Origin of the sequence: Deinococcus ficus (assembly GCF_003444775.1) — a bacterium.
Lineage (GTDB): Bacteria > Deinococcota > Deinococci > Deinococcales > Deinococcaceae > Deinococcus > Deinococcus ficus.
The window spans coordinates 94,480-119,959 of sequence record NZ_CP021084.1 but is presented as its reverse complement, the minus strand read 5'-3'; the positions used below and the strand labels follow the sequence as shown (position 1 = coordinate 119,959).

31 protein-coding genes are annotated in these 25,480 nt (G+C 67.0%); 1 reads left to right on the top strand and 30 read right to left on the bottom strand.

The window, feature by feature from the left end:
- Positions 1–119: 119 nt before the first annotated feature.
- The 27 genes from DFI_RS18820 to DFI_RS18695 form a co-directional block, all read right to left on the bottom strand.
- Positions 120–461, bottom strand: a complete 342-nt coding sequence (locus DFI_RS18820) for a hypothetical protein (RefSeq protein ID WP_027462697.1) — start codon at positions 459–461, stop codon at positions 120–122.
- A gap of 1 nt (position 462) precedes the next feature.
- The gene (locus DFI_RS18815; RefSeq protein WP_027462696.1) at positions 463–930 is read right to left on the bottom strand and encodes a hypothetical protein; all 468 of its coding nucleotides are present in this window, start codon (positions 928–930) and stop codon (positions 463–465) included.
- Positions 927–1,373 (bottom strand): hypothetical protein, encoded by a 447-nt coding sequence (locus DFI_RS18810; protein ID WP_155864527.1) that lies wholly within the window; start codon positions 1,371–1,373, stop codon positions 927–929. The genes DFI_RS18815 and DFI_RS18810 overlap by 4 nt, the downstream gene beginning before the upstream one ends.
- Before the next feature lie 101 nt (positions 1,374–1,474).
- Positions 1,475–2,020, bottom strand: coding sequence for a hypothetical protein (locus tag DFI_RS18805; RefSeq protein WP_027462694.1), 546 nt, complete (start codon positions 2,018–2,020; stop codon positions 1,475–1,477).
- Positions 2,021–2,779: 759 nt separating this feature from the next.
- Positions 2,780–3,613, bottom strand: coding sequence for a DUF2268 domain-containing putative Zn-dependent protease (locus DFI_RS20430; protein ID WP_155864526.1), 834 nt, complete (start codon positions 3,611–3,613; stop codon positions 2,780–2,782).
- 286 nt (positions 3,614–3,899) lie between these two features.
- On the bottom strand, positions 3,900–4,055 hold the full coding sequence (locus tag DFI_RS20425) for a hypothetical protein (protein ID WP_155864525.1): 156 nt from the start codon (positions 4,053–4,055) through the stop codon (positions 3,900–3,902).
- A 113-nt stretch (positions 4,056–4,168) separates the two neighbouring features.
- Entirely contained in the window at positions 4,169–4,561 is a 393-nt protein-coding gene (locus DFI_RS18790; protein WP_027462691.1) for a hypothetical protein, read from the bottom strand.
- A gap of 157 nt (positions 4,562–4,718) precedes the next feature.
- Complete coding sequence (locus DFI_RS18785; RefSeq protein WP_027462690.1) at positions 4,719–5,288, bottom strand: hypothetical protein; 570 nt, start codon at positions 5,286–5,288, stop codon at positions 4,719–4,721.
- Positions 5,231–5,758, bottom strand: coding sequence for a hypothetical protein (locus DFI_RS18780; protein ID WP_027462689.1), 528 nt, complete (start codon positions 5,756–5,758; stop codon positions 5,231–5,233). Before DFI_RS18780 ends, DFI_RS18785 begins: the two co-directional genes overlap by 58 nt.
- Positions 5,759–5,833: 75 nt before the next feature.
- Positions 5,834–7,000, bottom strand: a complete 1,167-nt coding sequence (locus DFI_RS18775) for an S-layer homology domain-containing protein (RefSeq protein WP_027462688.1) — start codon at positions 6,998–7,000, stop codon at positions 5,834–5,836.
- Positions 6,997–7,683, bottom strand: a complete 687-nt coding sequence (locus DFI_RS18770) for a DsbA family protein (protein WP_051307698.1) — start codon at positions 7,681–7,683, stop codon at positions 6,997–6,999. Before DFI_RS18770 ends, DFI_RS18775 begins: the two co-directional genes overlap by 4 nt.
- Complete coding sequence (locus DFI_RS20420; RefSeq protein ID WP_027462687.1) at positions 7,680–8,231, bottom strand: hypothetical protein; 552 nt, start codon at positions 8,229–8,231, stop codon at positions 7,680–7,682. Before DFI_RS20420 ends, DFI_RS18770 begins: the two co-directional genes overlap by 4 nt.
- 2 nt (positions 8,232–8,233) lie before the next feature.
- A complete protein-coding gene (locus DFI_RS18765; RefSeq protein ID WP_027462686.1) occupies positions 8,234–8,890 on the bottom strand; it encodes a hypothetical protein in 657 nt (218 codons plus the stop codon).
- Positions 8,891–8,954: 64 nt separating this feature from the next.
- Positions 8,955–11,009: a type I DNA topoisomerase gene (gene topA, locus DFI_RS18760; RefSeq protein WP_051307696.1), complete on the bottom strand. Its 2,055-nt coding sequence runs from the start codon at positions 11,007–11,009 to the stop codon at positions 8,955–8,957.
- A 34-nt stretch (positions 11,010–11,043) separates the two neighbouring features.
- Positions 11,044–11,493, bottom strand: coding sequence for a hypothetical protein (locus DFI_RS18755; protein WP_027462685.1), 450 nt, complete (start codon positions 11,491–11,493; stop codon positions 11,044–11,046).
- Positions 11,494–11,554: 61 nt separating this feature from the next.
- The gene (locus tag DFI_RS18750) at positions 11,555–11,974 is read right to left on the bottom strand and encodes a hypothetical protein (protein WP_027462684.1); all 420 of its coding nucleotides are present in this window, start codon (positions 11,972–11,974) and stop codon (positions 11,555–11,557) included.
- Positions 11,975–12,082: 108 nt separating this feature from the next.
- Positions 12,083–12,724 carry a single-stranded DNA-binding protein gene (locus tag DFI_RS18745; RefSeq protein WP_051307694.1) on the bottom strand — a complete coding sequence of 214 codons (642 nt, stop codon included), beginning with the start codon at positions 12,722–12,724 and terminating at the stop codon, positions 12,083–12,085.
- Between the two features lie 148 nt (positions 12,725–12,872).
- A complete protein-coding gene (locus tag DFI_RS18740) occupies positions 12,873–13,370 on the bottom strand; it encodes a hypothetical protein (RefSeq protein WP_043777850.1) in 498 nt (165 codons plus the stop codon).
- Between the two features lie 56 nt (positions 13,371–13,426).
- Positions 13,427–14,281 (bottom strand): PRTRC system ThiF family protein, encoded by an 855-nt coding sequence (locus tag DFI_RS18735; RefSeq protein WP_051307692.1) that lies wholly within the window; start codon positions 14,279–14,281, stop codon positions 13,427–13,429.
- A complete protein-coding gene (locus DFI_RS18730) occupies positions 14,269–14,964 on the bottom strand; it encodes a PRTRC system protein B (RefSeq protein WP_051307690.1) in 696 nt (231 codons plus the stop codon). The genes DFI_RS18735 and DFI_RS18730 overlap by 13 nt, the downstream gene beginning before the upstream one ends.
- A gap of 70 nt (positions 14,965–15,034) precedes the next feature.
- Positions 15,035–16,279, bottom strand: a complete 1,245-nt coding sequence (locus DFI_RS20415) for a hypothetical protein (RefSeq protein ID WP_155864524.1) — start codon at positions 16,277–16,279, stop codon at positions 15,035–15,037.
- Positions 16,266–16,844: a hypothetical protein gene (locus DFI_RS18720; protein WP_027462682.1), complete on the bottom strand. Its 579-nt coding sequence runs from the start codon at positions 16,842–16,844 to the stop codon at positions 16,266–16,268. The genes DFI_RS20415 and DFI_RS18720 overlap by 14 nt, the downstream gene beginning before the upstream one ends.
- A gap of 3 nt (positions 16,845–16,847) precedes the next feature.
- On the bottom strand, positions 16,848–18,032 hold the full coding sequence (locus tag DFI_RS18715; RefSeq protein ID WP_027462681.1) for a hypothetical protein: 1,185 nt from the start codon (positions 18,030–18,032) through the stop codon (positions 16,848–16,850).
- Between the two features lie 204 nt (positions 18,033–18,236).
- Positions 18,237–18,440, bottom strand: coding sequence for a PRTRC system protein C (locus DFI_RS18710; protein ID WP_027462680.1), 204 nt, complete (start codon positions 18,438–18,440; stop codon positions 18,237–18,239).
- Between the two features lie 74 nt (positions 18,441–18,514).
- Complete coding sequence (locus DFI_RS18705; protein ID WP_051307687.1) at positions 18,515–19,702, bottom strand: PRTRC system protein E; 1,188 nt, start codon at positions 19,700–19,702, stop codon at positions 18,515–18,517.
- Positions 19,703–19,791: 89 nt separating this feature from the next.
- Positions 19,792–20,331 (bottom strand): hypothetical protein, encoded by a 540-nt coding sequence (locus DFI_RS18700; protein ID WP_027462679.1) that lies wholly within the window; start codon positions 20,329–20,331, stop codon positions 19,792–19,794.
- 99 nt (positions 20,332–20,430) lie between these two features.
- Entirely contained in the window at positions 20,431–20,772 is a 342-nt protein-coding gene (locus DFI_RS18695; protein WP_027462678.1) for a hypothetical protein, read from the bottom strand.
- A gap of 647 nt (positions 20,773–21,419) precedes the next feature.
- Here DFI_RS18695 and DFI_RS18685 point away from each other — a divergent pair.
- The gene (locus tag DFI_RS18685; protein WP_155864523.1) at positions 21,420–21,809 is read left to right on the top strand and encodes a DUF2726 domain-containing protein; all 390 of its coding nucleotides are present in this window, start codon (positions 21,420–21,422) and stop codon (positions 21,807–21,809) included.
- Between the two features lie 62 nt (positions 21,810–21,871).
- Here DFI_RS18685 and DFI_RS18680 read toward each other — a convergent pair whose 3' ends face one another.
- The 3 genes from DFI_RS18680 to DFI_RS18670 are packed head-to-tail and all read right to left on the bottom strand — an operon-like array spanning position 21,872 to position 25,082.
- Positions 21,872–22,792, bottom strand: a complete 921-nt coding sequence (locus tag DFI_RS18680; protein ID WP_027462675.1) for a HAMP domain-containing protein — start codon at positions 22,790–22,792, stop codon at positions 21,872–21,874.
- 8 nt (positions 22,793–22,800) lie between these two features.
- On the bottom strand, positions 22,801–23,385 hold the full coding sequence (locus DFI_RS18675) for a hypothetical protein (RefSeq protein WP_162145414.1): 585 nt from the start codon (positions 23,383–23,385) through the stop codon (positions 22,801–22,803).
- 41 nt (positions 23,386–23,426) lie between these two features.
- A complete protein-coding gene (locus DFI_RS18670) occupies positions 23,427–25,082 on the bottom strand; it encodes a UvrD-helicase domain-containing protein (RefSeq protein ID WP_027462673.1) in 1,656 nt (551 codons plus the stop codon).
- Positions 25,083–25,480: the final 398 nt, after the last annotated feature.

The window sequence follows — 25,480 nt, the reverse complement described above, 5'->3', positions numbered from 1 at the left end:
ACCGGTAAGCAACGTGCGGTGCGTGACGCCGCGAACTTCGTTTAAAACGCTGCGCAGGCTGCTTGTTGAACCCCCCACGGGTCAAGCGGCCTGCACAGATTGATGCGGTGGACCCGAACTTACCCCAGCTCGTGCACCGGAGTCATTCTTTCAGACAGATCGGTAATTCCATTTTTCTGCAGTCCACTGCCGCTGTTCTTGCGATTGCAAAAGGCGTAGCGCAGTTCATTCACGTGCTGAATGCCCCGCACCTTCCAGGTGTGACAGCACCGTTCGCAGTAGCCCTCCACGCTGGAGTCGATCATGCGCTTACGTAACTGCTGACGTTCGAGGGTGTTGTCGCTGGTCTGCCGGTACCGCAGGGTGATGCGCACCGCCTGCTCGGTCAGCAGGATCTCAGACGACCGGCATTTCGGGCATTTCACAGGCCGGTCAAGGTTGCGCTGAAGGTCGCCGAACATACTAGAAGTTCATCCCGGTGTACCGGTCGGTCGGGGCAGGGAGCCCGAGCTGCGCGTGAGCCCGCTGCTGGGCTTCATAAGCCCGGCGGTTGACCAGGGCCATCACGAGACTGCCCAGCAGCACGCCGCCTGCGATCCCTGTGTCGCCCAGGTCCTGGATGTACCCGAAGAAGATGCCGGCGCAGACGGTGGTGGCGAGTCCCGCGGCGTAACTGCTCAGCTCAAACCCGCCGAGCGTCGCGCGTGGCGTCAGGGCCAGCTGGTGAACGTGCCGGTCGCGCAGGGGCAGCTTGCCGATGTGCTCGCTTTTCAGGTCGTACCAGTCGCGCATCACGCCAGGCGCAATGGGAGGTTCGTGCTCGTCCCGCAGGTGCAGCCGTTTGAGCAGCTGGTACAGGTCGTGGGTGTACCCGGGCTCTCCAGGCTGGTGCGTCAGTTCCGGAGCACTCCGGAGGCTGTTGTCTTTCATTCCGTCTGGACCTCCCCCCCTGAGCGGTCACCCGCAGCCATGGCTTCCAGCAGATTCACCGCACGCGAGCGCTGCGCCTTGTACATGGTGTGGAACAGCGCGCCCAGCACCAGACCCAGGAGGAGTCCGGCCAGCAGGGCGAAGCCGAAATGGTGTAGGACCACGAAGCCCACGAGGACTCCGGAAACAAAGCCGCCCATCCCCATGCTCAGGCCGCTGAGGTTGATGCCGAGCACGTCCTGCTGCGGCGTCAGCGCCAGGAGATGCAGGTGCATGTCCGAGGCCGGGACACTGGCAATGTGCGCTTTGCGGGCCGCGTTCCACTGCTGGACTTCTTCAATGCTGCTGGGGTTCTGAAAGTTCATGCGCGGCATGGCGCGCAGCAGTTCCACGGCGTGTGCGGCCGTGCCGGCTGGAGCCTCGCGGAAAAGGGAAGACGTCACGGTCATACCCCAGGATGTGCCGCGTATGGGTGGCGTCCGGCGATGGCACGCCAAAACGAAACCTCCCGCGTACTGCGGGAGGTGATGGGTGAAGGGCTTGGTCAGCGGCCAGCGCGTAGCGCCCTGGCGCGGATCTGATTGATGCGCTCTCCAGTCGGAAGCAGGGCCCCCCCCCGGGCATTGGCGTTCTCGAAGGTCATCACGGCGAGGTTGACCGTGACGTCCTGGTCGGCGCACTTGACGCTGTAGGCACGGACATTCTTCATGGGTTCGAGCGGCTGGTATCCGCACCCGAGGAAGCGCAGGGCCTGCACGGGAAGCAGCACCGTCTCACTCAGTCGTATCGGCGTGGCGTTGAGCTTGGCGGGCTCTCCGTTCAGGGTGGCCGAGCGGCCGCCTGCCGTAAAGCGCAGGACCGACCCTGGGGTGCGCAGCGTGTACGTGTTGCCGCTCGCGCTGACCTGCACGAGCGCTTTGAGGTCGCGCACCAGCACGTACCCTGCACCGGGCGTGATTCCCGCCTGGTTGACCTTGCGCAGGTCGATCTGAATCGGGTACATCCCGGGTTCCGCCGCTGCCTCCTGCGCGGTGGCGGCGGAGAAGAGGGCGCAGCAGGCGGCGAGCATGAAAAGCCGGGGCATGTTCATGCTTTCAGTGTCAGCGACACGTGAGTGGTTGCCCGAGAGGAGACGTGACGGGACGCGAGGCAGCTCGGGCCGTCCGCAGGGGGTTTTAGAACTAATCATGGTTAGTGTGAAAAGGAAGCCAGTAGTGATGGCCCCCCGGACGCGGGCGGATCATTTTGAGCTGACAAAGGCCTGACAGTCTCTGGGCATGATCTGCTGAACAGGTGCGCCCATTCACGCACTGACCATGAAGAAGAGAGGTGAAAAGTTATTTTAATTCCATTATCCCTAATTGGCTCTGAGCTCGATCTGCTGTTCCCAAGCCGCGCATTTGACGTGGGAGTCCTTCGTGGCGGTACGGGCTTCTTCAAGTTGCTCGTCGACATCCTTCTGGAAGAGTCCCCGAAGGTCCGCCAGTACGTCTTAGGTACCTGGCTAACCCCAGCCCCCTGCCGTTTCACCTAACAGCAGCAGGTCCAGGTCTTATTCTCCAATCCCCCCATTCTTGACGGAAGTGCTCATTCTGCGAGCACTTCCGTCAAACCGTCTTCCACAGCACAAGGTTCTCACGGCTGACTGGACTCCGGAGGGCGGATAACGAGGTCGTCGTTCACCCACGAAACGCGCCCCTGGCGCTCAAGTTCATCAAGGGCCTGATGAAACAGGGGCGCGGGCAGACCCGCGCGGTCACGCAGTTCTCGAACAGTCATGGGCTGCCCGGCGTGGCCAAGGAGAATCCTGACCGCCTCATTTAGATCAGGGGCAGGTGAGGACACGCGGTCACCTCCGGGCCCACGGCGACCATGGATCGTCGGTCTGGCCGCTGCTGGGCAGGTTGGGAACGTGAGGGATGATCCGTTCGAGGTAGTCAGCTGGACTGACACGCGCCGCCTCGTGAAGGGTCAACCCGGAACGGCGAAGCAGTTCAGATCCAGGGGCGTACAGGTCATTGCCGTCGAGAAGGTTGAACGCGTCTCCCGCGCACTTACCGTCGAGGAGGGCGCCGGCCCGCTCCAATCTGAGGACCTCCACGAGGCTGTCCAGGACGGGTTGCGGGCTGGGAGCCGTATGGTGCAGCGCTCCGGTTCCATGGACGGCGTGGACGAGGTTTTCTGCGAGGCCCTCATGCAGCAGGCGCCTTGTGACGCGGTAGGTGTCGGCCTCAACGTACTCCCGGTCGAGGTTAGCGGGTCGGAGGTGGTGCCCGAGTTCATGGGTCACGACGGGAATAAGTGGACGAAGGTCCGTGGATGCCCAGAACACCCGGAGACAGTCAGGATGGCTATCGAAGTACCCTTTCCACTCGGCGCCGATGCCGTGTTCGGCGAGCCCCTGGCGGATGACAGCGGCTGAGGGCCGACAGGGCGCGAGGTAGATCACGAGGTCTTTCGTGTCGGGCAGGCTGTAAGAGTCCAGCACAGCCTGTGCGTGTTGGCGCAGGAGTTCGGCATCTCGTTCGAGTGCGTTGACCGATGGGTGATGGAGTTGGAGGGCGTCCTTGGTTGTCAGGAAGGTGCGGATCGCCGTGGCTTGGTTTTCCGATGCCAGGACCAGCAGGTCAACGCCGGGGTAGACCACCTGGATCTGGACCTGTGCGCGTCGCAGGGGCATCACCTGGTCAGAGTACGGTACGGGTCCAAAATGCCGATCACGTTTCTATGCCCTAACACTCATTAGGAAAGAGAAGCGATCTTGTGCCGCATGAGCCCGCCTGACCAATCCGCGCCAGGGTCCTGTACCCCTCGAAACGAATTGGAGGCCCCTTCCTGGACCTCCTGTGAGCTCAGTTTTCTGAGTGACTGTCCTTGCATGAGGCCGGGATCGATGGCGTGCGGCGCTTCTCTGCCGCTCCCTTGACCGCTACGCCTGAGGCGGGCCGCGTGACGGAACCGGCGGGCAGTCAGGCCCGGTCGAACGCACGGAGCTTCAGAAAGCCGGACACAAAGATGGCGAGTCCCGTCACGACGAGCAGCCACATGTCCTCACTCAGGCCGAAACTCAGAATGCCCCCACCGGCACCAATCACCGCGCCCCACTTGCCCCGCTTCCAGTTCATGCCTCCAGTCTGCCGCATCCCGGTCTGCCACCCTCCCAGACCTGCGGAGCTCGGCTGGCTGCGTCATCCGCCGGCGTCGTGTCGAAAGCAAGGCTGGCCCCCGGTTCGGTCGGTTAGCGCAGGATGCAGGCGAACATGCCGTGAAACCGCCGTGTTCCGTTCGTGGAAACGGCCAGTTGCATGAAGCCGTTGTTCCATTTTGTGTAGATCACGGCGCCGCCGTCGTCCGTGCGCTGGACCCGTGTGGGGGTCGTGCCGTGCCGGGTGTAGGCGTTCAGGAGTGTATCCGTGGCCAGCAGCATGCCTTTCTTGAGCTTCTCAGCGGGAACGGAGGCGGGGACTTCCACCAGCTTGACGCCGTACATGGTGCACGTCCGTCCGGTGAAGGCCAGGGCGTTCTGGTTGATGGCCTTCTGCTGTTCGGGCGTGGCGGGGTTCATGTTCGGGATGGTTTGTGCGGCGGCTGCAGAGGTCAGGAGCACGCTGGTCAGGAGAGCGCGGAGCATGTGTCCACCGTAGCGGCAGGTGACTGGTGGCGCGGCGCCACTTGAGGCGGCGTCCTATATATAAGGTGCGACCGCGCATCCCTTTCTGGGGATGGGTGAACAGCGCCGGCAGCACTGTGGCCCGGGCGGACCCGGGCCATGTCTGATGGTTCGGCCGCTATCGCAGGCTCAGGGCGAGCGCAGCGGCAGCGAGGGTGACGATCAGGCGGGGGTCGTGCAGCGCCGGATGGGTCCAGCGCCGCAGGGCGACGGTCAGCAGCAGGTAGGGCAGCAGCAGCGCGGCGTCGACGGCCAGGCCGGTGGTGGCGAGCATCAGGGCGCCGCAGGTCTGGATCACGCTGAGCATCAGGCCGTACGAGTGAGGCGCGCGCATGCCCTGCTGGGCGAGGACCAGCGCGGTGAGGCCGAGGTGGAGTCCGACCGGGTTGTTCGTCGCGGTGGCCGCGAGCACACCCGTGATCAGCGCGGGGATCAGGACGGTGAGGCGGTGGGAGTGGAAGACCGCGAATGCTGCGGCGGTGACCAGGGTGAGGCCCAGAAGGATCTGTTTGAACCAGGTCTGCGCGGCTGGGTCGCTGGCGTTGAACGCGAGGACGTTCAGGCTGAAGGCGAGCATCAGGATGATGGCGGTGAGCAGGTACGCGAGGGCGCCCTGGATGAGGTTCCGGGTCAGGGACTGCTGTAGAGGCGGAGTGTCCCGCTGCAGGTGTCGGTGCTGCACTTCCATAGCTTTCCTCCGCGGGAGTGGTGGATGGTCATCATGTCGCCGCAGCGCGGGCAGGCGGGGCTGTTGGCGGTCCGCCACGCGAGCCGGGCGCTGTCCTCGCTCAGGCGGATGATTTCGTCGAGGTCCGGGTCCGTTTCGGGCAGCAGGTGCACATACTCAGGGTTGAGGCCGTGCTGGGCTGTCAACACCTGGATTTCGGTGACCAGCGCGTGAATGGCGGGGCTGCGGGCGACGCTGCTCTTGTTGAGCAGGTCCACGCTCAGGGCGTGGTTGGTCATGACAATGGTGTACGGGTCGCCCTGCGTCAGGCCCTGCAGGGCGTCTCGCACGCCGATCAGGGTGGCGCTGAGGGCGTTGCCGCTCGTGAGGGTCTGCTGCCGTTCCCGCAGGATCAGGTGCCCCTGCTTGACGCGGAAGGCGTACCCCGCGGGGCTGGGGTTGCCGGTGGCTTGGCCGGAAACGTAGATCATTGACATGGTGTGTCCAGTGGGACGCGGCGGGAAGTGGCTGGTCTCGCCCCTTGCCGCCGCGCGTCAGGTGGAGGTTTAGAACATCAGTCGCGCGCCGACGTTGACCCGCAGCCCCAGGGCGTTCTTGTCCTGCTGGCCGGTGGCGGTGCCGTTCCCGCTGAGGTAGTAGCGTCCGTTGAGTTCGGCGTACAGCTGCATGGTGTCAGTGAAGTCGTAGCTGACGCCGCCGAGCGCGCCGAAGTACAGGTCGGTGGCGGCGATGGCGGCGTCGACCCACGAGGGGCTGACGGTGAAGCCGCCGCCGAAACCGACGTAGGGGTTGAACCCAGTGTTGGTGTAGAAGGATTTCACGGCGTGCAGGTCCGCGCCGTACGCGCGGGCCGTGGGGTTGAAGCTGGCGTTCAGGCGCAGACCGGTTCCGAAGAGGAGGTCAGCGCGTTCGATCTGCAACTGGTAGTCGATGCCGCCAAGGTTCAGGTCCTTGCCGATCCCGCCACCGACGCTGGTTTTGGGGCGGTCGCCGACGGTGAAGGTCGCCTGCGGCTGGCTGCCGGGCGTGACGACCTCACCCTTGGCGACGATCGCGGCCGCAGCTGCCGCGTCGGCATCGGCTTTGGCTTTGGCGGCCGCGGCGAGGGCTGCGTCGCGTTCCGCTTCCAGGGCCTTGATGCGGGCGTCGAGCGCGGCCGTGGTGGCGACGTCCGCCTTGGTGGCCAGGGCCGCCTGGGTCTCGGCCCGGACCTTGTCCGCGCTGGCCTGCACTTCGGTGTGGGTGGCCGCGACCGTCACGACCTGCTGCAGGGTCTGCTCGGTGGTGGCGAGGCGGGCCTTGACGTTGTCCAGGTCGGCGATGACGTCTTTGAGTCGGTTGTCGATGGTGACGATCTGCGCGGCGAGGTCACTGATCGCTTTGGTGATCAGGTCCAGGTCGGCCTGGGTGAGTGTCTGCTGGACGGTGGGGCTTTGCAGGACGCCCGTCTGGAGCAGGCGGGCGAAGATCTGCGCGGCTTCGTAGCGGGTGAGCGTGCCCTGACCGCGGAACGTGCCGTCCGGGTACCCGAGGATCACGCCTTTTTGCACGAGCAGGATGATCGCCTCACGCGCCCAGTGGCCGGCGGGAACGTCGGTGATGATCGGTGTGGCGGTGACCGGGGCCGCAGGCGTGGCAGGAGCCGGCGCGGTGGTCTGGGCGGAGGCGAGGCCGAGGGTCAGGGCGAGGGTCAGGGCAGTGAATCGGGTCATGGGGTGCTCCTTGTGGCGGTGGTGGCGTGTTTGTTGAGGGCGTCGAGGATGTCCTGGCCGCCGGCGGGCGTGCGGTAACCGTTGACGAACACGGTCGGCGTGCCGAGCATGCGGACGTTCTTGTGTTCCTGAAGGTCGGCTTGTACGGCAGCGGTGCTTTCTCCTTTCGCGAGGCAGGTGTCGTAGCGGTTGAGGTTCACGCCGGCGGTCCCGGCGAGGCGGCGCAGAAGCTCTGGCGTGGCCCAGTCCTGCTTTTCGTCGCCTTGTGCGGTGAAGAGGGCCTGGTGGTAGGCCCAGAACCGGTTGGGGGATTCACGGTGCACGCACTCCGCCGCCTGCGCCGCCCGGGTGCTGGTTTCACTGATGAACGGGGAGTGCAGCACGATCAGGTGCATCTTTCCGGTGTCGATCAGTTCGCGTTTGATGGCGGGCATCTGCTTCTCGAACTCCGCGCAGGCGGGGCAGGCGTAGTCGAGGAACACGACGACCGGCTGGCCTTTGCTGCGGTCACCCAGGACCGGGCGTCCCTCGGTGGCGATGGCCTGGCGCTCCTTGAGGGCCTGGTCCTCGCGGGTGGGTGCGAACAGCAGGAACGCGGTGCCGATGACGCCGGCGGCCATGGTCGTGTAGATGACGGTGTTGCGGTTCTTGTTCGCGCGGGTTGAGGGTGGGTCTGGGGTCATCGGCTCCTCTGCTTTGCGGGAACGGTCCGCAGGTGAACGGTGGGTTTGATGTGGGGGCGGATCCGGCTGAGGTCGATCGTGCAGGCGAGGTGGTACTGACGCAGCCAGCCTGGGGCGGTGCCGTGGCGCTGGATGACGGAGTGGGTGAGGAAGGGACTGACGTGCTCGATGCTGTTCCACTGGAAGAGGCGCTGCTTGTTCCATTGGGTGATGTTCAGGCCTTCAGGCAGCATCCGGACCTGCTGGGTGAAACTGCGCCTGAGCAGACGCTTGACGGCGACGGTGGCGAGACTCAGCGCGGCCAGCGGCACCAGGGGCGTGTGCGCGAACAGGTGGTCGACGAATACGAAGGCCTGCCAGGCGAGCAGGGCGTCCACAGTGATGTTGACCAGCGACAGGACCGCGATGTCCGCCCAGGACCGGCGGCTGACGAGTTGGCCGTGACCGGTGGGCTGCCGTTCTGGGCGCGTGCTGTCAAAGCCCACCCACACGGTGGTCAGAAGCCCGAGAAACAGCAGGCTGGGGAGATCGCTGGGCAACAGGGACATCGTCAGAAGGGCATGTCGTGAAGGTCGGGCTCGTCGGGTTGGAGGCCGCCGGCAGCGGGATCGGCGGCGGCCGTGAGGTCCTGACCGGCGCTGGGCGGCTGGATGCCGGTCTGGTCCGCCGCGTGGGCGTGAACGTTGAGCTCCGCGTGTACGGGCGTCACGTCATCCCGGCTTGCGTCCGCGGGCGCCGGAGCGTCGGTGGCGTCGTCGGCTGCGCGTCTGCGGCGGCGCTTTTCCGGGGCGGCGGGGGCGGCTTCGGCCTCGACCGGCAGGTGGGGCTCGGCGAGGATGTCCTGCGCGTCGAGGAGGCGCGTGCCCATCACCAGGCTGAGTTCGCCGGGGCTGGCTTTCAGGTCACTCTCGGTGAGGCTGAGCAGCAGCAGTGACCGGTGTTTGCCGTCGAGCACCTCACCGGAGATATGCACGGCGCCGCGGGCATGAACGACGATCAGCCGGTTGGTGGTGACGTTCACGGCGGTGACGTTCGCGCGGTTGGTGTAGCTCGTGGTCCGGCCCTTGGCGGGTTTGAGGGTGAAGCCGCGCAGGGTCTGCGTGCGGAAGGTGAGGGTCTGGCTGAGGGTGAGCACGTCAACGCGCTGGAGGTGGTCCAGAAGCACGGTTTCGCGCTTGAGGACTTGGAGGCGCTCGGTGGGATCCATGCCTCTCAACGTAGGCGGCAGTTGGGTGGTTTCAGCGCGTGACGCCTCTCGCACCTGGCGTGGTTCAGCGGCTGCGGGACGAACTTTTCTTCGTGCCGCTCCGGGGTTTCCGGGGGCGGGCGCTGGCGGCTTTCTCGTTGTGGGCCGCGCGGGATTTGCGCTCTCCCCCACCGCTGCGGGCAGCGCGTTTGGGGGCGTAGGTTCCGCGGATCACCTTGTCGACGTCGCCGGGTTTCAGGTCGGCCGGGGCCACCGTCAGGGGGATGGTGCCCGTCCCGGCGGCGGACCGGATCTGCACCCCGTCCCGAGTGGCGTGCAGGGTGACGCCCTCCAGGTGCGGGAGGCGCAGGAGCGGCGGGGTTTTCTCCGCCTGTCGGATCAGGGGAGCGAGTTCTTCACTCCAGGCGCGGGTGAGGTACTGCACGCGGGTGAGTTCGCCCTGTGCGACGCGGTCGAGGTCATGCTCCATGCCTGCCGTGAAGTCCTTGGACATCAATTTCTTCAACTGCTTGTTCAGGTAGGACCCGACCAGCAGACCCAGGGCGCTCACGCCGAGGTGTTTGCCCAACTGGACGGTATAGCCGCGGTCGTTGAGGGTTTTGACGGTCGCCTGGTACGTGGCGGGACGGCCGATTCCGGCACTTTTCATGGCCTTGATCAGGCTGGCGGGCGTGTAGCGGCCCGGCGCGCTGGTCTTCTTCAGTTCGGCCTCTTTGGCGCTGAGGCGCATGCTGCTGCCGACGTCCAGGTCGGGCAGCGCCTGACTGTCGTCGCCTTCTTCCGCGTCGTTGAGGAGCCGGGTGTGGCCGGCGAAGGTGAGGATTCGTCCGCTGGCGGCGAGGGTGGCGGGCCCGCAGGTCAGGACGACGTTCGTCTGGGCGTAGACGGTGTCGTGCATCTGAGACGCCACGGTGCGCTGGTAGATGGCGGTGTAGAGCAGCAGCTGCGGGGCACTGAGTTCGGCCTTCAGGTCGTCGGGACGCCGGAAGGTGCTGCCGGACGGGCGGATGGCTTCGTGCGCTTCCTGGGCGTTTTTGTCCCTCGTGGCGTACTGGCGGGGCTGAGGCGGCAGTGCCGGAGCGCCGAACAGGTGACTGACTTCAGCGCGTGCGGCCAGGAGCGCCTCTTCGCTGAGCGAGACGCTGTCGGTCCGCATGTAGGTGATGTACCCGCCCTCGTAGAGTTCCTGGGCCACGCTCATCACTTGATCGATGCTCAGTCCCAGCCGCTCACCGGCCTGCTGGAGGGTGTCGGTCACGAACGGCGGTCTGGGTTTCGAGCGGACCTCACTGCGCTCAACCTGGGTGACGGTGGCGGTCTTCCCGTCAATGACGCCCAGGATGGCGCTGGCCTGCGCTTCGGTGAGCTGCAGCACGTCCCGGTCCGGTTTGAGGGTGCCGTCCGGTGCGAAGTCCGAGGCTTTGGCGAGGTCGCGTCCGTGGGGAAACTCACGCGTTTTGGAGGCGGTGACCGTGGCCGTGAAGCTGGGGCTGGTGTGGGCGTCGGCGCGCAGCACCCAGTACTCGGCGCTCCTGAACGCCATACGGGCCAGGTCCCGCTGCACGAGCAGGAGCAGGGTCGCGCTCTGCACCCGGCCGGCGGAGAGCCTGGGGCCGATGGCGTCCCACAGCAGCGGGGAGACTTCGTAGCCGACGAGGCGGTCGAGAATGCGGCGCGCTTCCTGCGCCCCGACCAGGCTCATGTTCAGGGGTCGGGGGTTGTTCACGGCCCTGGCCAGGGCGTCTTTGGTGATTTCGGTGAAGGTGATGCGCTGGGGATGCTGATCCCCGATGACCCGCGAGACGTGCCAGGCAATGGCTTCCCCCTCACGGTCCTGGTCCATGGCGAGCAGGGTCCGGTCGGCCCTCGCGTGGGCGGCTTTCAGGCGCTGCACCACGTCGGTTTTACCGGGCGAAACGACGTAGTAGGGCTGGAACGTCGACGGGTTCACGCCCAGCTTGGCCCAGGGTTCCCCGGCGATCACTTTCGGGACCTGCTCGCGGGTGCCGGGCAGGTCCCGGACGTGTCCGACACTGGCCAGCACTTCATAGCCGGGTCCCAGGTACTCCTTGATCTTCTTGATCTTGCCTGGGCTTTCGACGATCACGAGCGTGGTCATAACCGCACCTTAGGCCCGTGCCGGGTGGGTGCGGTCAGTGGGGGTCGCTGCGCGCCGATTCACCTGGCGCGGGCCGCGCCTCCCGCAGGGCCGGCAACCGGTGGGCGGCGCGGCGGGCGGTGAGGTTGTGCCGGCGCAGCTGCGCGGTGATGATCCCAGTGCACAGCACGCCGCCGAGGGGGAGCATCAGCACCGGGTTGAGGCCCGTCTGCGTCACGGCCACGCCGGTGAGCAGGCCCAGCCCGACGATGCGGGCCTTGATGTACCGGGCGTGCACCCCGTTCCACACGACCAGGTGCAGGTGGGTGAGCACGAACGCGAGGGTGGCCAGGAACAGCACGTGCGAGACGCTCAGGGCGGCGCGGCGCCATGAGCCGCTGGGGGCGTACACCGCGTAGACGCGGGAGATCAGCAGCATCAGCAGGCTGACGGCCGCGGCGTGCAGGAACCGTTCGAAACCCCAGTGTGGGCGGTGTCGTTTCACCTTGCCTCCTGGGGTCAGTGTGGGAGACGCGCGGGTGGTTGCGCGCCGCGCGCCCGGCAGGTCAGGCGGCCGCGAGGCCGTACAGCCGCAGCGCCCCGACGGGATTGAGGCGCACGTTGCCCTGCAGCACACCGCTGGAAAGGCTCTGCACGGTGGTTTCGAGGTCAGTGCCGGTCTGGTGGGCGACTTCCTTGGCGGTGAACATCTTGTTCGGGTGACGGGCCAGCAGTTTGAGGATGCGCGCGAGCATGTCACTGGTCTGCGCGGCCTGGCCGGGAGCGACCGTGACCACGGTGTGGAAGTGGGTTTCCCGTCGCGAACGCGTGTCGAACATCCGTCCCGACTCCACCAGGTGCCGCAGCAGTTCCCGCATGACGGGAATGGGCAGCCCGGTCAGTTTGGCGAGTTCGTCGTTCTTGCGGGGCCGGATGAAAGCGAGGTTCAGGACGGTGTGGACGGTGCGTTCGGAGTACTGGGTCATGGTCGTTGGCCTTCTGGAGTTGAGGGGATGTTCCTGCCTGTCACCAGGGTTGCCGCCGGTGCTTCCTCCCGTCAACCATGCGGCAGCCCTGGCCCGAAACGTGAGGGCTTAGTGAGGAGCGGCGTGGGCGGCGCGGGGCTGCGTCCGGTTGCGCAGATAGTCGGCCCGCTCGGCCTCCAGCTGGTTGAAGTAGGCCTCGAACGCCACGCCGTCTGTTCCCGGTAAGGTGTTGCACCGCTCAAGGATGTTGCCGCGGGCGTCCACGCTGTCAGGTACGCAGTACGCTGGGGTAAGGAAGCCCGAGCCGGAGAACGAGATCAAGCGGACGTACTCGATGGCGTCCGTGCCCTGCTTGGCCTGCTCATCGTCGGTCTGCTTCGCGCCCCTGGAGAACCAGACCTTCGCAGGGAGCTTGAGTTTGGCGCTCGACACGGCCGGGCCCCAGCGGTGGGAGTACACGAACCCGCCGTGCCGGACCATCAACTTGGCATCGGCGCCCTCCCCGACGATGAACGGCTTGTCCGCGCCGATGACGGACCAGTCGAACACCGGGAACATGCGCATGGGCAGCTCGATGCCGCCGGGCGGGACCGTTCCGCAGCGGTAGCCCAGGCGGCTGACCTCGCGAATGACGTCCATGGCGGCCTGCACGTTGGGCAGCGTCATGGAACCCTGATGGCCCAGGTTGTTGGTCACGTGAATGGTGAACGGAATGGTGGACAGGTCGGGACGGGTGGATGCTCGGGTCATGGTGTGCTCCTCACTGGGTGGCGGGCCCGGCGCGGCGGCCGGCGGTCCCCACGCCGGGGACCTGAAACAGCGGCTCACCTCCCGCAGATGCCGGGAGGTGAGGGGGGTTCTTCGTGGTGGTGAGGCGCCGGCGCTCAGGCGGCGGCCTTCAGAAGAGCGTGATCAGCAGGCGGACGTACGCGGTGTCCCCGGCCAGCAGTTCCGGCAGCGTGACCTGCAGCGCGATGTACTCGCGGGGCAGCGCCGCCGCGACGCGCCCGTCACTCTTGCGGACTTTCGGCACCGCACTGAACTTGACGCCGTCGGTGCTGTAACGCACCCGGGCGCCGTCCGGGAGGGTTTCGATGCCCGCGAACCGGGTTTTGGGCGGAACGGGCACCGTGACCGTGAAGTTGCGCAGGGTGCCCCGCTCAGCGCGGATGGCGGTCTCCTGAATCACCGTCTGGCCGCGCTTGGCCGTGCGTTGCGGTTCGTAGCTGTACTGCGGCGCCGTGCCGAGGCGCTGCACGATCCGGGTCGGTGCGATGTTGGCCTGGTCCTCGCCGCTTTGCGCGGAGATGGGCGTGCTGGTCAGGGTCCCCACGGTGGCCGCCAGGACCAGCAGTCTGGCCAGGCGGCCGCGGAGCGCGGCGGTGGAGGACGGCAAAGGGGCATCGTGTGGCATCTTCCCTTCCGTTGTACCCGGCAGGTGGGTGAACGGCTTCAGGGGCGCGCGGCGCCCGGCACCGGACGCTGGGCCGGCGCCGCACGCCGGGCAGCGGCGCGGGCCGGTCCGGCCTTGGCGGCGCGCTCCTGCGGAGCCTTGACGTTCACGCACTCCGGGGGAATCGGGACACCCTGGAACGACCCGCGCGAGTAGTTGAAGTAGTACCCGTGGTGCGCCATCTTCCCGGTCTTCAGGGCCTCCCACAGCAGCTGCACGCCGAGGGTCGCCACGGTCTTGTTGATCAGCAGTCCCTGGCGTTCGATGGCCTCGATCGTCGAGCAGCTGGGCGTGTCATCGTCCGGCAGGCTGAGGTCAATCAGATCCGGGTGCAGCTGCGTGGCCCACGGCAGCGCGTATTTCGACCGCCCCGGTTCACCGAACAGCACCTGACCGCGGTCCGAGTCGTTGCCGAAATCGCCCCACAAGGCCCACTTCGTGAATCGCTTCTGGGAGGCGTAGCCGTGGAGCTTCCGGCGCTCCTTACGGCTGTCGACGCAGCTGAGCACGATGTCCCAGGGATAACGCGCGCACTCCGAATCGAACCGGAAGGGCTGCCCGACCCATTTCACGCCCATGGCCCCGCCCATCGAGAGGTTGATGCGGTGAATCAGCACCTTCGCCTTGGGCAGGCCGATGTCCTGAGGGTAGTAGCGCTGGCGGACCAGGTTCGCTTCGCTGACGGTGTCCGGGTCGAAGGCATGGACTTCCAAGCCGGGTTTGCCCAGCGCGCGCAGGCCCAGGTGCACGTTGATCAGGGCGCTGAGCACTTCCGAGCCGGTCCCGCCGACGCCGACGACCGCCACTTTCAGCGGCGCAGTGTTGTTGCGGAGCTTGGCGCTTAACCGGTGCACAGGACTTCTCCCAGGGTCTTGTTGGCGGGCACCAGCCACTCCGGATCGAACGCGCCTTTCGCGGCGGCAGCCTGCCACAGTTCCAGGTGGGTGAACTGCGGCGTCCACCGCGCCGCGGTGCCGGACCGGTGCGTGAAATGACTGCTGTAAAACGCCGCCTCCCAGCCGGTGGTGTTGGCGACGCTGCCGTTGGCGGGCACTTTCGTGCTGCCCAGACACACCCCGCCGTCGTCGAAGATGTTGAAGTAAGGCGCCTGCATCAGCGGCGTGTCCAGCGTTGGCCGCTCGTTGTCGCGCAGCGCGTAGATGCTCATCCCGCGGCTCCAGGTCACCATGACCAGGGGCGGCTGCGGGAACTCCTGACCGCTGATCGCGGCGAGGCTGGCGTCAGTGGCGCCCTTGAACAGCATCACGCGTTTCTGGGCCGGGACGAACCATCCGCAGCTGTCACTCGTGATGCCCACCACTCCGGGCGGGACGTAACTCAACGGCCGGCGCTTGTCCTCGGCGAGCAGCATCTTGCGGAGGTTCTCCGTGACGGGTTCCATCTCGGCAATCACCACCTGTCCGTCACGTTCCTCGAACAGACCGCGCATGAGGACCTGAGACGAGGTGTTGCGGTAGACCAGCAGCGCGGCCTGAAGGACCAGTGCGTCGGGTTGGGGAGCGAGCGAGAAATTCATGGGTCTCCTTGCTGGAACAGGGGCGCGGCGCTGCCAGGCATCCCAGGCAGCGCCGCGACGGGGAGGGGGCCTAGCGTCTGCGGCGGTAGGCACCGTTGCCGATGCCCTGGAGTTTCATCGTGTTCCTGAGGAATGAACTGACCGCCACCCCCCGCATGCCGAATGGTGCGGTGAGATCATTGGTGTGGACGGCGCCGTGCGTGTCGAGCAGGGACTCGACGTAGTGGGTGCGCTCGGCGGTGGTCGTCAGCGGGAGCGTCAGGGGGGCGGTGGCGGCCGGGTCGGCAGGGTGGGCGTCGGGCCCTTCCTGCACCTGCACCAGGACGTCGTTGAGACGGCGAACCTGGTCGAGATCGGTCGGCTTGAACTGATCGATCGCCTCGCCGGTCCACCCCCGTCGCCTCAGCGACGGGGTGAGGGTGGTGGGGGTCCAGCCGAGGTGCTGGAGGCGCTGCAGTTCGGCAATGAAGGTCCTGACCGCCTGGACTTCCTGCAGCACCGTGGTGAGCAGGCGGATGCTGTCGCGCTCGTCCAGAGCGGCCTCCCCCTCGGGGCTGAGCAGGCGGCCCAGCCGCTGCTCCCCGAGGGTGCCGAGCGTGTCGACGGCCGCCTGGGTCGCGGTGGTGGGCTCTGCGCCGTGGGCGTCGCGGATCGTGTGAATCAGGCCCTGCGCGTCCAGCCCGAGGTCCTGCGCGGCGCTGAGCAGGGTGGCGCGCAGGTCACTCAGGTCCTCGCCGGGCGGCTGCAGGGCCAGCAGGAGCTGTTCCGCCTCGGCAGGCAGGGGTTCAGCGTCCCGCTGCGCGCGTTTCAGCTGGCCGCGCGTGACGGACCCGCCCCGGTCGTTGATCAGCCGGGCGATCCCGGGGTAGGTCATGCCGGCGGCGAGAAGACGCTGCAGATGCTCAGCGGCTGCGCTGAGCGACTCGGGCGGGGCGTCCGGGACGTCTGGCGCCCCCTGGTCCTGCTGGGGGGCTCGGAGCGAGGACCGGTACCTCGGCGTGGGCGCCTCCGGGCTGCGCAGGACGACAGGCGCTGGCCGGTCGGGGGAAACCGGAGCGGGCGCCGGGTCCGCCCCGGCACCGGTCAGGGCGGCCAGCACGGCGCGGCTGATCTGCGGACACCCCCACCGCTCGCTGAGGGTCCGTTCCAGCTGCCCATACTCGGCCTGGGCCGTGGCCTGCAGCAGTGCAGGGCGGGCACTCAGGTAATTGACGGCCTGGCTGACTTCCGGCAGGTCGCCCTGGACCCGGCCGAACAGGGCGTGGTCGGCGGGACTGAGCTGAAGGTACCCTTCGAGTACATCAATCAGTCGCATGTTTCTCCGGGTAGTCCCTGGTGCCTGGGTTGTGCTCCAGGACGGTACTGAGGTACTGCGCACCAGTGCCGTGGACGTCGTAGATGGCGTAGAAGCGCTTTCCGCGGTAGTGCACCTGCCGGATCATGGTGTGCGGGTCCAGGCGCTCGCCTGGGCACTGCTGCCATTCCCGGGCCAGGCGCTTGAGGGTGGGCCGGTCGACGTTCAGTCCGATTCCCGGGCGGGTCCGCATGCGCATCTGGGTGTGGGCGATCTTGTGATCGGCCATCTCGTGCGTGCGGGTCTGCGCCGTGCGGCTCTGCCCCGCGAGCAGTTTGGTGACGGCCACGTCGCTGCTCAGCTGGATCAGGCGCTCCACGTACGCGCGCTGCGTGTCGGTCAGGGTGCCTTCGAGCGTGCTGAACGTTTCATTCAGGAGGGTCTGGAAGGTGTCGCAGGCCTCGAGGTGCGCCGGGTACCCGGCCGAGTGCGGCGGCCGGGGAGGGCGTTCCGTGGACGGCGGTGGCAGCACGTCGCTGCTGGCGGCCTTGCTCATGGCCTGCATGAGGCTGGGGATGAGGGACATGTCCTATCTTGCCCGGCACTTTGGTGGTTTCAGGCGGCCGTGGGCCTGGCGCATTTCCGGGGTGACGCCCGTTTCCGGCCAGCCCGTGAGCAGTCTGCACTGCGCGGTGAACAGGTCGAACAGCTGCTGGAGCTTGTTCATCATGGCGGGAAGTTCGGGGCCCAGGGTGGTCTGCGCGGCGTAGAAGTACCGCGGCTCGCTCCCACTGTTCATCTGGTACTCCATGTACTCGCGGAGCATCTCGTACACGGTCCCGTCCAGGTCGTAGTCGCGGCGCGGCTCCGTTTCCAGGCTGAACTGGTACGGGAAGTAATCGTCTTCCGGTTGAATCTGCGCGTAGGCCTCTTCGTCACTGAGGGCCATCAGCTCATCGTGGAGCTGCCGGATCTCGTCGCACCGCGAGAGGAACTCCTGGAGCGCCTCGGCCTGAACGGCGCTGGTCACGGGATCCGCGACCAGCGCGTCGAGCTGCTCCCGGGTCAGGGGATACTTGGCCGAGTTGTACGTCGCCTGACCCACGGCGCGTTTGAGGCGGCCAGGCGTGCGGAAGTCCTGCTCACGCAAGAAGGCCTTGAACTGCTCGCGGGTGACGGTCGTGACCGGGGTGGGCTCAGCGGGCGCGGGAAGGCCGGCCGCCTGCGCCTCGGCCGCCGCGGCCGCATGCGCCTCCTTCTGGAGGGACGTGTAGTGTTCCAGCGCCTCGTACCGCATGTTGTCCCAGTAGTCGCCCTCGTCCATGAACGCCATCGGGTTCTCGACGGCTTCCACCGGCCCCCAGATCTGCAGGAGGTGGCTGGCGCGCTGGAGGGTGGTGATCAGACTGCCGGCGAGGCGAGGGCACCAGTACTCCAGGGTGCCCACCGACTCGGAAATGTCGAAGTACGTGCCGCCGTCGTCCATGACGCCGACCACCTGCACCGGTTCAGGCGTGGGCTTGATCCGGTACCCGCAGCGGGGCTCGTCCGCTTCCAGCGTCCGCCGGTCGAAGACGGTCACGGTGGCGTTCCAGGTCCACTGCTTGCCGTAGTGGAGCAGGTGCCGCTCGATGTAGGCCTGGGGCGTCTCCTTCGGCTCGCGCGGGGCGAGGGTTTCGAATGAGCGGTCGAGGAAGGTGATGTAGGGGTCGAGGTCCGTGGTGACGGGCTGGGCCCCGAGGGTGATCTGCAGTGGCAGGGCATTCCCCAGCACCGGGGGAACGCCCTGCAGGTGGGCGCTGAGCGTCAGGGCAGCAGAAGGCTTTCCTGACTGCTCAGCAGCACCACGTGCTGGTCGAACGGAACCGTCAGCACCGCGCGGGCGACGCTGCGGTGATCGACGTGATTTTTGGGCAACGTCACGGCGGTGGCCTGCGGCGTTTGTCTGAGCCATGTCAGCACCTCCTGCTTGCTGGGCTTAGCCCTTGTACGTGGCTTTGGGATTGACCGTGTAGACATTCCTGCCGTCCTCCAGGGTGGGGCCTTCGACCTGCGCGTTGAGCAGTTCGGGGCGGGTGGCGGCGTGCATTTTCAGGACGTCGCTGACGCTGGCGCTGGGGTTCAGGTCGGTGAGGGTGGAGCCTTTGTACTTCAGGACGCGTTCGGTGGGGGTGACGATCATGGTGGTCTCCTGGTGAGGGGAATGCAGGGCGTGAGAGGGCGCGGGCCGACCTGCCGGGGCAGGGTCAGCGCCGTTCAGAACAGGGGATTCGCGGCGCGGGGCTTGAGGGTCACCTTCACCACTTCGGTCTTCCCGACCTTGACCGTGGCGGCGGCCGTGGCGATGTCGTGGTCATCGGCGCTGATCTCGACGGTGTATGTCCCGGGCGCGAGTTTCTTCTCGGAGAGTTCGACGAGCTTGCCAGCGTGCGACACGCCCTTGCCGGTGATGGCGGCCCGGACGGCCGTGCGGTCGAGACCGGGGTTGGTCACGTCGATCTTCAAGGTGCCTTCGGGCGAGGGTGCAGGTTTGGCAGCGGCTTTGACGGGCTTCGCGGCGTTGGCCTTGGCTTCCTGGGCCTTGCGCTGGGTCTGTTCGAGCAGGTCAGCGGCGAGCTCGCGGACGGTCTTGCGCACTTCCTGGTAGGTCGGCACCGCTTCGAGCAGGCCCAGGTCGAGTTCCGCGGGGGTGCCCCTGACGGTCAGGTCCGTGTTGACGCTGTCCGGTTCGCCGTCGAGCTTGCGGGGGATCAGGTTCACGGTCAGTTCGCCTTCACCGGTGCGCACGACCACCAGCTGCAGCGCGTCGCCCGGGCGCAGGGTGCGGGCCAGGCCGCTCAGCAGGCCACTCCCGAGCGCCTGGGCATCCCACAGCACGGTGCGCGGGATGGGCGTGACGTTGGCGGCGGGCGTCGCGGCCGCCTGGGCATCAGGCGCGGACGGGGTGGCGCTGCTGTCGTCCGGATCCCCGGACGCGTCGTCCGCAGGGTCTTCGTCGCTGTCGTCCCCGCTGTTGTCGTCCCCTCCGTCTCCCCCATCGTCTCCACTGCCGGTGTCTTGCGCGTCGGCCGGCGGGACCGGGGTGTCCTGGTCCAGTTCGACCGGGTCGGCCGCCGGGGGTTCGGCCGGGACGGCGGAGGCAAAGAGGCTGTGGAAGCTCTCCTCCGCGGCCTCGGGCGTGGTGTCGCCGAGCGGCTGGCCGAGCAGCGTCCGCAGGGCCGCCTGGAGCTTCCGGGCTTCGTCGACCTGCCCCGGGTTTACGGCGGCATTGTGCGTGGCGAACAGCTCCCGCGCTGCGGTGTAGAGGTCCTTGCCGTTGGCGGCGCCGGAGTTGTTCAGGGCGACCACCATGTTCCAGAGCAGCTTGACGTCATCAAGCACAGCCTCCTGGCGGGTGTCGGCGGGGAACGGCAGGACGGTTTCGGGCGCGTGTTCGGTCAGCATGATGAACTCCTTTTTTGATGCATATGCAAAACGGGACCCCCCGGAACTTCCGGGGGGTGAAGGTGTTTCGTGGTGTGGTGGTTTGGCGGTCAGGCCTGCTGCGGGGGGTGGGCCTGAACCCGCGTGCCGTCACTCAGCCGCAGTCCGGTGCCCAGCCGCATGGATTCGTCGGTGAGAACGACCGCCTGGGCCTGCTGGGCCGGCAGGTGCGTGGCGACCATCAGGTCCGTGGTGAGAATCAGGTGGCGCACCTGACGCTCCACCTGCGCCTGCCAGCGTGCGTACGGCAGGGTGGGCTGGGGCGCTTCCAGGTACCGGAGGAACTCCTCACTGAATGCCGGCTGCGGCCACTGCTGCTCGTAGATCAGGGTGCGGGTCAGCGCGCCGACCGTCAGGCTCTGGACGACAGACCCTTTGATGAGCTCGCAGTGCACGTCCTGGGGCGCGCAGCCGATGCGGACGCTGCCGGTGCCGGCCGTGCCCTGCTGGACGGCCTGCAGGGTGGCCGTGAACACCGCGTGACTGAGCAGGGCCAGCGATTCAGTGAGACGGGGGTGCAGCAGCCGGGTTTGAACCTCGCCTTCCAGTTGCTCGTTGAGTTTGCTGAAGGAAAAGGCGAGATCGGTCATGCTTTATTGTGCGTCTCCCTGCGGGTGGTGTCCATTTTCAGGCGGCTGGCACGGTGACGGACCGCGCTGGAGTGGCGGTCCCGGACGGGTGTCGTGCGTTCAGCGGAAGTCGATGTTGATGGTCCGCGTGTCGGGTTCCCCGTCGGTGGGGGTGATCAGCGCAGCGAACTGGTGCATGCAGGCCTTCGCCGAGGCGCTCATCTCGCCCAGCATGTACTGCAGGCCAGGACGGTTGACCGTGACGGTCATGCCGGACGGGCGCAGGCCTTCGCCCTTGGCGGTGATGTCCACCAGAGCGTTGGTGTCCATGGCGCGTAGCCCGCGGGTCATGCAGCCCGCTTCACGGGCGTTGAAGTTGTAGTTCTCCAGTTCCGCTTCCGTCGGGGCCGGGCCGGTGAGCAGGGTGGTGCCGAGAATGCCGAGGCTGAGTAGGGTTCGCATGGGAGGTGCCTCCTGCCGGGGCGGCGCCCAGCTCTGCCCTGAGTCTACGGGGCATGTTGATGCGGCGAAAAGGCAAGTGGTGCCTATGATGCGTTATGACTCGTGACCCCCACCGTCACGGCCTCCTGACCTCGTCGCATTTCAAAAGGGGGCCCCTATGGCTGGCGTCGGATTGACTGAAACCCTTCACATGCCCCTCACGGCGGGCGAGCTGCAGTTCTTCGCCTGGGTGTGGCTGGCGACGGCCCTGCTGGCGCTCACGTTCTGGTTCTTCGTGCTCCGCAAGGCGCGCGGCAGGTCAGGCGAGTGAGCGCCGGTCGCGCTGGGACAGGGTCTGAAGCGGGCCCTTCAGGGGCGGTTGCCGGAGCCAGCGACCTGCTGCTGTTCTCCTGGCTGGAGACCGTCGCATACCTGCTGGCGGTGAGCCTGATGTACGCGCAGCTGACGAACGTTGTTCCAGCAGGGGTGCCGCTTCTCGAGGCGACGCTCAGCGTCAACGCTCTGCTGGTCCTGAGGTTCATGCGGAACGCCTGGTCCGCCCGGAGCCGCCCATAACGCCCGTTCTCGTCCTGGTGGCTGCACTGGTGCTGACGGTCGCCCTTCAGCTGTGGCTGCGGCGTCTGCCAGTGAGGGAGGCGCCGGCCGGGATGCGGGTTCGAACGTCCGGGGCCGGCGGGTACGCGCAGCGCGCCGTGCTCAACGTCGGGGAGCAGAGCGCCCGGCAGGCCCTGGTCGCCGCCCTGCCAAACGGGTATCACGTGCTGCCGTGCGTGCGGGTTCTGGACTTCGTGGACGTGCCAGCGGCCATGAAACCGCGCCTGATGGGCCACGTGGACCTGCTGGTGGTGGACCGCCGGTTCACTCCAGTGGTGGTCGTGGAAGTCGACGGGCCGTTTCATCACACGCCCCAGCAGCGGCGGCGTGACGCGGCGAAGGACCACGCCCTGCGAATGGCCGGTATTCCCGTGGTGCGTGTCGCCGCCCGGGGCCGGCAGACCGGGCAGGACCTCTACCGGCAGGTTCAGCCGCACCTCTGACCTCCGCCCCGGAACACAGCACGTCCCCAGGCCGTGAGACCTGGGGACGTGCCTGCGGGGGGTCAGGTGAGGGCGCCCGATTCCTCCTCCGCCTGCTCCACCATGATGACGGTGGTTTCGCGCAGCAGGTCGAGGTCCTCTTCGAGCGTGGTCAGCTCGTCATTGCCGCTCGGGACGATCGGCACCTTGAGCTCTTCGACGGTGTGGGCCTGCGAGATGCGCCGGGCCTGCAGGGAGATGTTCCGGATGCGCCGGGACAGGCGGTTGGCGGCGAGCACGCCGAGGACGCTGGTGAGCGCGAGGATCAGCGCGGTCAGGGCGATGTTGTTGCGCACGCCCGCGCGGGTGTAGTTGTTGATGGTGCGCTCGTCGATCACGAACACGGTGGTGCCGACGTGGGTGGTGAACGGCACGGCGCTGATCAGCAGCGGGATGCCGTCGCGGACGAAGTGGGCGGTGGCCTGATTGTCCGTCGTCTGCGCCTTCTGCGCAGTGTGCGTCACCAGCTTGGCAAGCTCGGGGTTTTCCTTCACCCAGCGCGCACCGACGTTCGCTTCGGTCGCCGCGAGACCAAGTTCGTAATCCTTGTTGTGGGCGACTTTGATGTTGCCCAGAGTGTCCGTGATGACCGCGTCGGTGAGCGCGAGCGTGCGGGTGTCGTTGTTCGTGACCAGCTCTTCCGTGCGCACCTGCAGGGTGGACAGCACCTCGGCGTTCTCGAGGCTCTGCCCGATGTTCTCCATCAGGTCGTCAACGCGACCGCTGAAGCTCTTCCCGGAGTAGGCGGCGCCGTCGAGAATCAGCCGGCGCTGCGCCTCGGGCTGCGTCGTGGAGTTGTACGTGGTCAGCAGGATCCCGGTCACCAGCGCCGGGAGGAGGGCCAGCGCGAGCAGGGTGGGGCGGACACTGCCGTGCTTGCGGGGGGCGATGGCGGCGGGAACGCCGTCGTGCAACGTGGTGGTCGGGTGGATGGTCTGCGTCATGGGGCTCCTTACCTGTATTGGCTCAGCAACTGGGTGAACTGCGTTTCAAGCGCGCCGCGTTTAGTGGCGCTGACCGTGTCCGCCAGCTCCCGGTGAAGGGTGCGCGCCTGCCCCATGGTCAGGTTCTCACCGACGGCCAGGCCGTGCTTTTTCGCGGACCGGCGGACCAGGCTCATCGCGGCCGGTCCGACCGCGCGGTTGAGCACCTGCTGGGTGGTGGTCCAGAACGCGGCCGGGATGATCACCGTGCTTTCCGGGCCTTCCCCGCGGGCCATCAGCTCGGCCATGGCCGGGTCGAACTGCAGTTCCAGGTCCAGGTCGTCCGGCATGTCCGGGACCTTGCGCGCGCCGGGCTCAAGCTGCTGCAGGGTGAGGGGGTAGCGGCTGTTGTCGTCCAGGAGGTACTGCAGCGCGGCGCCGCCGGTCAACGGCCCCGCGCTGGTCAGTGCCGTGACCTGCCCGAGGGTGCCGTGCTCGAAGCGCAGCTCACCGTGGAGCGTGTCGCCGCTCAGGGTGTAATGGGCGTTCGTCCGCTGCCCAGAGAGGTTCTGGATCAGGTGCTGCAGCGCCGCTGGGTTGGGGAGGGGAGTCATGTCCATGGGGGGTTCAACCTCGTCGGGTTCAGGACTGAAGGTCAGTCGCGAAGGTGTTCGGGAATGGGGCAGTGCTCGGCGTCTACAAAGAACAGTTTTGACCGCGCGCGGGTGAACGCAACGAACTGCACGGCGCGCTCAGCGGTCTGCGCGGTGGGGGACTTCGCGGCCGGATGGGGGAGCAGGTCAGGTTCCAGGATGTAGACCGTGTCGGCCTCCAGGCCTTTGGCGCGGTGGATCGAGCTGAGCGTGACGGCGCTCTTGTCCTCACGGAACAGTTCGCGGATGACCTTGATCAGGTCGTCGAGGGTCTCCGGCTGCTTTTCCCTGTAGATCAGGTGCAGGGAGTTGTACCGGTCCCGGAGCGCGTCGACCTCCAGCTCCTCCACGCGTTCCTGCTTGCGCTGCCGCGCCTCCAGGGCCTTGAGTTCATGCTCGAACAGGCTCTTCTGCGCAGCGAAGAACGCTCCGGCTTCCAGGGTGATGGGCTCCTTGAGCTTCTCCGGGTGCAGGGCCTGCCCGTCCCACACGGCGATGTTGCGCGCCAGCTTGACGAGGGCGCCGGAGACGTCCTTGCCGCGCACGTGCGCGCGCCGACCCGAGCGGATCAGGCGGTAGGCCCATTTCACCAGCGGCGCGTTGACGCGGCACAGCACCAGGTCGCTGGGCTGCACCCGGTTGACGAACGTGGTCCCGTCGACCTCGCCGAGCACCCCATCAGGGGCGCCTGGGGCGGCCTCGATGGCGTCGGTGAAGGCGCTGGCCAGGGCCACATGCTTTTTCGGGCAGCGGTACGTGACCGACAGCGGCAACTCCACCGCTTCGAGGGACTCGCGCAACTCCGTCAAGGACTGCGGATTGGCTCCTCCGAAGAAGTAGAGGGCCTGCGCAGCGTCACCGACAGCCACGATGCGCGTGTGCAGCCCGGACGCTCCCAGGACGATGCCGGCCTGCGCGCGGGAGAGGTCCTGCGCCTCGTCGATCAGGATGAAGTCGTACGGCGTCTGGAGCGTCCACTCGTAGAAGAACGCCGCGTAGGTCTGGTCCAGGAACGACACCTGCCCGGCCAGGACCACGTCCATGCCCCGGGTGATCACCTCCTGGGTCAGCGCGTACAGGTCGTCCGGTGCGATGCGGACGTCCACGTCGAACTCGTCCATGATCTCCTGCCACATGTCCTGCGGGCAGCCCAGCAGGATCAGGTGCTGCATGCTGATCTCGACGCTGGCGGCCAGCGCCTGGCGCATCAGCCGCGCTTCCTTCCTGGCGTACCCTCGGTTCTCGACCGCTTCAGCCACAAGCTTCTCGTATTTCTTCGGGTCGAACTCCGCAGTGGGGACGTTTTCCTTGAGAATCTCGTACCCGAGCGAGTTGAGAGTCTGCACGCTCACCTGGGCGGGGAGGCGCTCCTCGAGCGTCTTGGCCGTGTGCTTGTTGAACGCGAGGAACAGAGCGCGCGCGCCGCCGGGCCGGACCACCTCAGTGTCGATCAGCTGCTTGGCGATCATCTCCAGCAGGGACGTCTTGCCGCTGCCGGCGGTGGCGCGCACGATCAGGTTCGGTCCAGGCACACGCAGGTGGTCGAGGATCGCCTGCTGGTACGGACTCGGCTCGTTCTTCCGGCTGAGGACGACCTTGCCGGACGCGGTGACGGTGGTGCTGAGGTCGTCGAAGATGCTGGACTGGACGTGGGTCATGGTGTGGCCTACCTCTGGCGCTCCTTTCAACCTACGGACGCGCGGCTGAATTTGGGGATCCACCCAGGCGGAGCTGATCCTGGGAGACATGAAGAGATTTCTGTTGGCCTTGCCTGTCATGCTCGCGGCGTGCGGCGGGAAGGAACTGCCGGAGTTGACGCCCGCTCAGGCCCGGGCGCAGCTTGATCCGCTCGTGACCGGCTCTGTGCTGCCCCAGGAGTGCCTGACCGGCGCGCTGGTGAGCCTGGAAGACGAGTTCGTCCGGCCGGAGCGCGAGGTCAGCCCCGAGGCCCGGCAGCGACTCGAAGCGCTCGCCGGGGCGGGTCTGCTTCGGCTGGAGCCGGTCACGGACGGGGGCGCTTCGTACCTGCGCTCCACCCTGACCCTGGACGCGTTCA